Here is a 6,269-nt window from a genome sequence, read left to right as displayed (position 1 = left end):
ACCCACGCAAGTATCCTGAACGGGTGGCGGGGTGGGGGAGCGGGCTGGCGCCGCCGCGCACGGCTTGGCGTGACACCCAACAAGCTGTAAGCGCTGGGACCATGACCGACACCCAACGCCCCGTCATCGAACTGCTGATCGCGGCCCCCCGCGGCTTCTGCGCCGGCGTCGACCGCGCGATCCAGATCGTCGAGCTGGCGATCCAGAAGCACGGCGCGCCGGTCTATGTCCGGCACGAAATCGTCCACAACAAGTTCGTGGTCGACTCGCTGCGCGCCAAGGGTGCGGTGTTCGTCGAGGAACTGGATCAGGTGCCCGATGGCGTGCCCGTCGTATTCTCGGCGCATGGCGTACCGAAATCGGTCCCGGCGGCGGCCAGCCAGCGCGGCCTCGAATATCTCGACGCGACCTGTCCGCTGGTGTCGAAGGTGCATCGTCAGGCCGAACGACTGGTGGCATCGGGCCGCCACATCCTGTTCGTCGGCCATGCCGGCCACCCCGAAGTCATCGGCACCTTCGGCCAGGTGCCCGAGGGGCAGATGACGTTGATCGAGACGGTCGAGGATGTCGCCGCGCTCCAGCCCGCCGATCCCGACAACCTCGCCTTCCTGACGCAGACCACGCTGTCGGTCGACGATACCCGCGCCATCGTCGAGGCGACGATCGCCCGGTTCCCGACCATCGTCGCGCCCAAGGCCGACGACATTTGCTACGCCACGTCGAACCGGCAGAATGCGGTGAAGGCGATCGCGCAAAGCTGCGACATGATGCTGGTGATCGGTGCGCCCAATTCGTCCAACTCGGTGCGGCTGGTCGAAGTCGCCGAGCGCGAGGGCACCCGTGCCCGCCTGATCCAGCGCGCTGCCGAGCTGGACTTCGGATGGCTGGAGGGGGTCGGCACGCTCGGCATCACCGCCGGTGCCTCTGCCCCCGAAGTGCTGGTGCGCGAACTGGTCGACCGCATCGCCGAACGGTTCGAGGTCACCGAACGCGAGGTCGAAATGACGCGCGAGACGATCGCGTTCAAGCTGCCGCGCGGTCTCGAAGCCGCATAATGGCCGTCTATACGCAGGTGTCGGCGGAGGCGCTCGCGCGCTTCCTGTCGGGCTATGACCATGGCGAACTGGTCTCTGCCAAGGGGATCGCGGAAGGGGTCGAGAACAGCAACTATCTGGTCGATACCACCACCGGCCGCTTCATCCTGACGCTGTATGAAAAGCGGGTGGACCTGGCCGACCTGCCCTTCTTCTTCGCAATGACCGGTGCGTTGGCGGACGCCGGCAATCCGGTGCCGCGCGCGCTACCCGATCGCGCGGGACAGGTGATCCAGACGCTGGAGGGCCGCCCCGCCTGCCTGATCGAATTCCTGTCGGGCGTATCGGTCAGCCATCCGACCCCCGAGCAGGCCCATGCCGCCGGTGCCGCGCTGGGTGCGATGCATCGCAGCCTGACCGGGTTCGCGCCGACCCGGATCAATTCGATGGGCGTCGCGGTTTGGCCGAAGCTTTTCGCCGATTGCGCCGACCAGCTCGATTCGATCCAGCCCAGCCTGCGCGCGCGGGTCGGGTCCGCGCTCGACGCAGTCGTTGCCGCTTGGCCGACCGATCTGCCGACCGGCGCGATCCATGCCGATCTGTTTCCCGACAACGTCCTGATGCTTGGCGACCGCGTCACCGGGCTGATCGACTTCTATTTCGCCTGCACCGACATCGTCGCCTATGACGTCGCGATCACCCATTCGGCGTGGAGCTTCGATGCCAGGGGCGCGCCGCTCGACCCGGCGATCGGACAGGCGTTGCTGACCGGCTACCGGACGCAAGCGTCGCTCACCGACGCGGAAGTCGCCGCGCTGCCGCTGCTGGCGAAGGGCGCGTGCATCCGCTTCCTGCTGACCCGCGCATGGGACTGGATCAACACGCCGGCCGACGCACTGGTCACACGGAAAGACCCGCTTGCCTATCTGCGCCGGCTCGACTGGTACGACGCGAACCCGGTCGCCTTCGCATGACCGAGACTGCCGAACTCCCCCGCGTTGAAATCGCGACCGATGGCGCGTGCAAGGGCAATCCCGGGCGCGGCGGCTGGGGCGCGGTGCTGCGCGCCGCCGATGGCCGCGAACGCGAATTGTCGGGCGGTGAGAAGGTCACCACCAACAACCGCATGGAATTGATGGCCGCGATCGAGGGGCTGAACGCGCTCAAACGACCGTGCCGCGTGATCCTGTCGACCGACAGCCGCTATGTGATGGACGGCCTGACCAAATGGATCAAAGGCTGGCAGAAGAATGGTTGGAAGACCGCCGCGAAGCAGCCGGTCAAGAATGCCGAACTGTGGCAGGAACTGCTCGCCGCCGCCAAACCGCACCGCATCGAATGGGTGTGGGTGAAGGGCCATGCCGGCCACCCCGATAACGAGCGGGCCGACAAGCTCGCCAGCGATGCGGCCTTAACGCAATGATCCCACGCGTCCTGATCGACACCGCACAGGTGCCCGGCGACAATGTCGAACTGCGCCTCGTTCGGCGCGGCGACGATTTCATGATCGTCCTCGACCGCAACGAACTGATGAGCAGCCGCATGTCGGCGTCGGAGGAGGCGCTGGCCGATCTCGGCTGTGCGCACCTGACCGGTCGGAAAGGCGTGCGCGTGCTGATCGGTGGCCTCGGCATGGGGTTCACCCTTCGCCGCGCGTTGAAGATCCTGCCGGCCGATGCCGAGGTGGTCGTCGCCGAACTGGTGCCCAAGATCGTCGAATGGGCGCGCGGGCCGTTGGCGCATATCTTTGACGGCTGCCTCGACGACCCGCGCGTGCGGATCGCGGTGGGCGACGTGGCGTGGGCGATCGAGGAGGGCGGCTGGGATGCGATCCTGCTCGATGTCGATAACGGGCCGGATGGGCTTACCCATGCCGGTAACGACAAGCTGTATTCTGCGCGTGGGCTTCAGGTGACGAAGCGTTCGCTGAGGGTCGGGGGCGTGCTGGCGATCTGGTCGGCCTATGCCGATGCGGCGTTCACCAAGCGGCTGAAGGATAGCGGCTATGTCGTGGACGAACAGGTCGTGCGGGCAAGAGGGACCAAGGGGGCGCGGCATGTGATCTGGTTGGCCGGGCGTCGGTAGGGGTTCCTCACCCTCACTCTCCCTTCCCCCTCCCCGTTCGGTTCGAGCTTGTCGAGAACGGGGTTCCGCGGGGGCGCCGTGGCAGACTGGCAACCGCCTTCTCCACCGTTCAGTTCGAGCTTGTCGAGAACCCGCCAGCCCCAAACAACCCGTTCTCGACGGACGCTTCTCGACAAGCTCGAAGCTGCTCGAACCGAACGGAGTGGATGGATGGGGGCAGGAAGGAAAACCAAACCGTTCGTGCTGAGTAGGGGACTGAGCTTGTCGAAGGCCCGTATCGAAGCACCTGCCCCACCCCCTCCTTCGATACGCCGCTTCGACAGGCTCAGCGGCTGCTCAGGACGAACGGGTCAAAGCCTATCCACGCCCTCCCCCTACCAACAATACCGGGCAAACCCCTCACTCATCCGTCCGGATCTTCACCTTGTTCGGCAAATCCTTCCCCTTGGTCCGCCGCGACGGCACCTGCACCGGGTTCTTCTTCTTCCAGTCGCCCCAGCGCTTCGGGCCTTCGGGGGTGTCGATGATCGTATCGTCGTCCATCACGCTATCCAAAACGAAAAGGGGCGACGGATCAACGACCCGCCGCCCCGTTCTTTCCAGCTAGGAAACGATCAACCGACCGTCCACGCCCCGTCGATGCGGGTCAGCGCGCCCTGCTGGTTGCCCTCGCGCAGCGCCTCGGGCAGCAGTGCTTCCGGGAAGTCCTGATACGACACCGGCCGCAGGAAGCGGTGGATGGCGAGCGTACCGACCGAGGTCGTGCGCCCGTCCGAGGTCGCCGGGAACGGCCCGCCATGGACCATCGCATGGCCCACTTCGACGCCGGTCGGCCAGCCATTGCACAGGATGCGACCGACGGTGCGCTCCAGCACCGGGATCAGCTTGCGCGCGTCCTCGTAATCACCCTCGTCGATCTGCAACGTCGCGGTCAGCTGGCCTTCCAGCTTCGACAGCACTTCGACCAGTTCGTTGGCATCGGCACACTTCACGACCATCGACGACATGCCGAACACTTCGTGCGCATGCGCCGGATCGGCGATGAAGTCCTTGCCCGACACGGCAAAAATCGCGGCGCGGCCACGGGTCGGACCTTCCGGCTCCTGCCCTTCGCCGACCAGCTTGACCGCCGGGCTCGACGCCAGCTTGGCGCGGCCTTCCTCGAACGCCTTGTGGATGCCGTCGCTCAGCATCACCTGCGCCGGGGTGCCGAGCAGCGCGTCGCCCGCCGTGTCGAGGAATGCGTCCAGCTCCGGCCCGTCGATGCCGAGCACGAGGCCCGGATTGGTGCAGAACTGGCCCGCGCCCATGCTGAGCGACCCAACATAGCCTTTCGCCAGCGCCTCGCCGCGGTTCTTGAGCGCTTCGGGCATCAGCACGACCGGGTTGATCGACGACATTTCGGCATACACCGGGATCGGCTGCGGGCGTTCCTGCGCGACCTTCATCAGCGCGGTGCCGCCGCTGCGCGACCCGGTAAAGCCGACCGCCTGGATGTGCGGATCGGCGACCAGCGCGGTGCCGATCACCTGACCCGAACCGGATACCATCGAGAACACGCCGTCGGGCATGCCGGTCTTTTCCGCCGCCTTGATGATCGCCGATGCGACCAGTTCGGCAGTGCCCGGATGCGCCTGATGCGCCTTCACGATCACTGGGCAGCCCGCCGCCAGCGCCGACGCGGTGTCGCCACCGGCGGTCGAGAAGGCGAGCGGGAAGTTCGATGCACCGAACACCACGACCGGGCCGACCGGAATCGTGCGCAGCCGCAGGTCGGGCTTGGGCACGGGGGCGCGCGCCGCGTCGGCATGGTCGATGCGCAACTGCTGCCACGCACCGTCGCGCACTTCCTTGGCGAACAGGCGCAGCTGGCCGCAGGTACGGCCGCGCTCGCCGGTCAGGCGCGCGGTCGGCAGGCCGGTCTCGCGGCTGCCACGTTCGATCAGTTCATCGCCCAGCGCCTCGATCTCGTCGGCGATCGCATCGAGGAAACCGGCGCGCTTCTCGAGCGGCAGCGCGGCATAGATCGGAAAGGCGTCGGCGGCACGGGCGCAGGCCTCTTCCGCGTCTTCCCTAGTGCCCTTTGAAAAACCTTCGCCGAACAGCGCGCCGGTCGCGGGGTCATAGGCCTGGAAGAGATCGTCGCGGGCAACCCGCTTGGATCCCAGGAACAGTTCGCCGGTGATCGTCATGTGCATCCTCTTGGGCTGATAGCGTTGGCGCCGGAGATAGGGATTGATAGCGCTAACGTAAAGTCGACTCGGATATTACTCCGACAATCTATGCGGCGAATAGGCCGCCGGGTCGACCCCCTCCGGCACATTGCCGTGTCCGAGCAGCGCGGCGCAGAGTTGTGCAGCGGCCGGCGCGGTCTGGATGCCGAAGCCACCCTGCCCTGCGCACCAGAAAAAGCCGGGGATATGCGCGTCGAACCCATAGACCGGCAACCGGTCGGGCGCGAAGCTGCGCAGGCCGGCCCAGCGCCGCTCGACCGCCTCGACCCGCCAGTCGACCGCCGCCTCGAACCGGTCGATTGCCAGCGCGACGTCGATCTCCTCGGGCGCGACGTCGTGCGGCCGGTCCGGGGTTTCGTCATGCGGCGACAGCCACAACCGACCGCCCGGCTCGGGTTTGAAATAAAAGCCGCCCGCCGCGTCGATCACCAGCGGCAGGTCTGCGGAGGCCGGGGGCTCGACCCGTACCTGCACGACCGTCCGCCGATAGGGCCGGATGCCGAGCGGTGCCGCGCCGAACAACGCGGCGACGTCATCCGCCCATGCCCCTGCCGCGTTGACGACGATATCGGCGGCGACGGTCCCCGTTGCCGTATCGAGTTCCCAGCCGTCTGCCACCCGCCGCGCCCCCGCCAGCCGTGCGTTGCACCGGACCTCCACGCCGCCGCGCCGCGCCTTGGCCAGATAGGCGGCATGCAGGGCGGCGACATCGATATCGGCACAACCCGGCGACCAGAGCGCATGCCATTCGCCGCGCAGCCCTGCGACGACGCCATGCGGATCGCGCCGCTCGATCGGGACGCCGGTGCCCGCGAAACCCTGTGCCAGCGTGTCGAGCACTGCCGGATCGCGCGCCAGCAGCAATTCGCCGCGCGTCCGCAAAAACCCCTGTTCGGCGAAATCGGCGGGCGGCGCG

General features: G+C 67.2%; 7 protein-coding genes. 4 read left to right on the top strand and 3 right to left on the bottom strand.

What is annotated here, in order from left to right:
* The first annotated feature begins 101 nt into the window (after positions 1 to 101).
* From ispH to ASE59_RS17730, 4 genes are read left to right on the top strand one after another with little or no spacing between them, the layout of a single operon-like run.
* Positions 102 to 1,055, top strand: a complete 954-nt coding sequence (gene ispH, locus ASE59_RS17745) for a 4-hydroxy-3-methylbut-2-enyl diphosphate reductase (protein WP_056459488.1) — start codon at positions 102 to 104, stop codon at positions 1,053 to 1,055.
* Entirely contained in the window at positions 1,055 to 2,008 is a 954-nt protein-coding gene (gene thrB, locus ASE59_RS17740; protein WP_056459485.1) for a homoserine kinase, read from the top strand. Before ispH ends, thrB begins: the two co-directional genes overlap by 1 nt.
* Positions 2,005 to 2,457 (top strand): ribonuclease HI, encoded by a 453-nt coding sequence (gene rnhA / locus ASE59_RS17735; protein ID WP_056459482.1) that lies wholly within the window; start codon positions 2,005 to 2,007, stop codon positions 2,455 to 2,457. Before thrB ends, rnhA begins: the two co-directional genes overlap by 4 nt.
* A complete protein-coding gene (locus ASE59_RS17730; protein WP_056459479.1) occupies positions 2,454 to 3,119 on the top strand; it encodes a hypothetical protein in 666 nt (221 codons plus the stop codon). The genes rnhA and ASE59_RS17730 overlap by 4 nt, the downstream gene beginning before the upstream one ends.
* A gap of 399 nt (positions 3,120 to 3,518) precedes the next feature.
* Here the strand turns inward: ASE59_RS17730 and ASE59_RS20130 are convergent, their stop codons facing one another.
* The 3 genes from ASE59_RS20130 to ASE59_RS17720 form a co-directional block, all read right to left on the bottom strand.
* Positions 3,519 to 3,662, bottom strand: a complete 144-nt coding sequence (locus ASE59_RS20130; protein WP_162235335.1) for a hypothetical protein — start codon at positions 3,660 to 3,662, stop codon at positions 3,519 to 3,521.
* Positions 3,663 to 3,733: 71 nt separating this feature from the next.
* Positions 3,734 to 5,311 carry an aldehyde dehydrogenase (NADP(+)) gene (locus tag ASE59_RS17725; RefSeq protein ID WP_056459475.1) on the bottom strand — a complete coding sequence of 526 codons (1,578 nt, stop codon included), beginning with the start codon at positions 5,309 to 5,311 and terminating at the stop codon, positions 3,734 to 3,736.
* A gap of 75 nt (positions 5,312 to 5,386) precedes the next feature.
* The coding region (locus ASE59_RS17720) for an NAD(P)/FAD-dependent oxidoreductase (protein ID WP_235515831.1) at positions 5,387 to 6,269 on the bottom strand (883 nt) is incomplete at its 5' end.

Source organism: Sphingomonas sp. Leaf10, from assembly GCF_001421245.1.
In the GTDB taxonomy this organism is placed as follows: domain Bacteria; phylum Pseudomonadota; class Alphaproteobacteria; order Sphingomonadales; family Sphingomonadaceae; genus Sphingomonas.
The sequence above is the reverse complement of the archived record's forward strand: the minus strand, read 5'-3'. Positions and strand labels throughout refer to the sequence as shown.

Excerpts from the sequence above, each read along its gene's own strand:
- ASE59_RS17730 (WP_056459479.1), top strand. The coding sequence starts at position 2,454 with ATGATCCCACGCGTCCTGATCGACACCGCACAGGTGCCCGGCGACAAT.
- rnhA (WP_056459482.1), top strand. The coding sequence starts at position 2,005 with ATGACCGAGACTGCCGAACTCCCCCGCGTTGAAATCGCGACCGATGGC.
- ASE59_RS20130 (WP_162235335.1), bottom strand. The coding sequence starts at position 3,662 with ATGGACGACGATACGATCATCGACACCCCCGAAGGCCCGAAGCGCTGG.
- thrB (WP_056459485.1), top strand. The coding sequence starts at position 1,055 with ATGGCCGTCTATACGCAGGTGTCGGCGGAGGCGCTCGCGCGCTTCCTG.
- ASE59_RS17725 (WP_056459475.1), bottom strand. The coding sequence starts at position 5,311 with ATGACGATCACCGGCGAACTGTTCCTGGGATCCAAGCGGGTTGCCCGC.
- ispH (WP_056459488.1), top strand. The coding sequence starts at position 102 with ATGACCGACACCCAACGCCCCGTCATCGAACTGCTGATCGCGGCCCCC.